The sequence below is a fragment of the Mesorhizobium sp. M7A.F.Ca.ET.027.03.2.1 genome, assembly GCF_003999175.1.
GTDB lineage: Bacteria > Pseudomonadota > Alphaproteobacteria > Rhizobiales > Rhizobiaceae > Mesorhizobium.
The window spans coordinates 1-1294 of sequence record NZ_RZOM01001370.1; the positions used below are offsets into that span (position 1 = coordinate 1).

The following is a 1294-nucleotide window of genomic DNA, read 5'->3' on the forward strand; positions in this document are numbered from 1 at the left end:
TCGTGCTGCTGGTCGCCATGATCGGCGCCATTGTGCTGACGCTGCGCCATAAACCAGGCGTCAAGCGGCAGTCGATCGCAGCCCAGGTCGGCCGCACGCCGGCGACCGGTATGGAAATCCGCAAGGTCAAGACAGGCGAGGGACTCTGAGATGGTTGTCGGCATCGCGCATTATCTGACCGTATCGGCTGTTCTGTTCACGCTCGGCGTGTTCGGCATCTTCCTGAACCGCAAGAACGTCATCGTCATCCTGATGTCGGTCGAGCTGATCCTGCTGGCGGTCAACATCAATTTCGTCGCCTTTTCGGCAGCACTCGGCGATCTGGTCGGCCAGGTGTTCGCGCTGTTCGTGCTGACGGTCGCGGCGGCTGAGGCCGCCATCGGGCTTGCCATTCTCGTCGTCTTCTTCCGCAACCGCGGCTCGATCGCGGTCGAAGACGTGAACATGATGAAGGGTTGACGGAACCACCATGTATCAGGCCATCGTCTTCCTTCCCCTGCTCGGCTTCCTGATCGTCGGCCTGTTCGGCACGTCGCTCGGCGCCAAGGCGTCCGAATACATCACCTCCGGTTTCCTGGTGATCGCGGCGGTGCTGTCGTGGGTCGCTTTCTTCACCGTCGGTTTCGGCCATGGCGAGGTGTTCACCGTGCCGGTGATGCGCTGGATCCAATCGGGTGGGCTGGAAGCGGCCTGGGCGCTCAGGATCGACACGCTGACGGTGGTGATGCTGGTGGTGGTCAACACCGTGTCGGCGCTGGTTCACATCTATTCGATCGGCTACATGCACCACGATCCGAACCGGCCGCGCTTCTTCGCCTATCTGTCGCTGTTCACCTTCGCCATGCTGATGCTGGTGACATCAGACAATCTGGTGCAGATGTTCTTCGGCTGGGAAGGGGTGGGCCTCGCCTCCTATCTGCTGATCGGCTTCTGGTACAAGAAGCCGTCGGCCAATGCCGCGGCAATCAAGGCCTTCGTCGTCAACCGCGTCGGCGATTTCGGCTTCGCGCTCGGCATTTTCGGCCTGTTCGTGCTGTTCGGCTCGGTCAATCTCGGCACCATCTTCGCCAATGCGGCAACGTTCATTCCGGCCGAAGGCGCCCCGCACGGCGCCGCGGTGCTGACCTTCCTCGGCTATGCGCTGGACAAGCAGGCGGCCATGACGATCGTCTGCCTGCTCCTGTTCATGGGCGCCATGGGCAAGTCGGCGCAAGTGCCGCTGCACACCTGGCTGCCGGATGCCATGGAAGGCCCGACACCGGTTTCCGCGCTGATCCATGCCGCCACCATGGTG

The 1294-nt window shown here is 62.3% G+C and carries 2 protein-coding genes and 1 pseudogene; all 3 read left to right on the forward strand.

What is annotated here, in order from left to right; translation table 11 throughout:
- Positions 1 to 149: pseudogene (locus tag EN750_RS34740) on the forward strand (NADH-quinone oxidoreductase subunit J); the annotation flags it as partial.
- 1 nt (position 150) lies between these two features.
- A complete protein-coding gene (gene nuoK, locus EN750_RS34745) occupies positions 151 to 459 on the forward strand; it encodes an NADH-quinone oxidoreductase subunit NuoK (RefSeq protein ID WP_010910101.1) in 309 nt (102 codons plus the stop codon).
- Positions 460 to 469: 10 nt separating this feature from the next.
- A partial coding sequence (locus EN750_RS34750; RefSeq protein WP_281062375.1) for a proton-conducting transporter membrane subunit occupies positions 470 to 1294 on the forward strand: 825 nt, incomplete at its 3' end.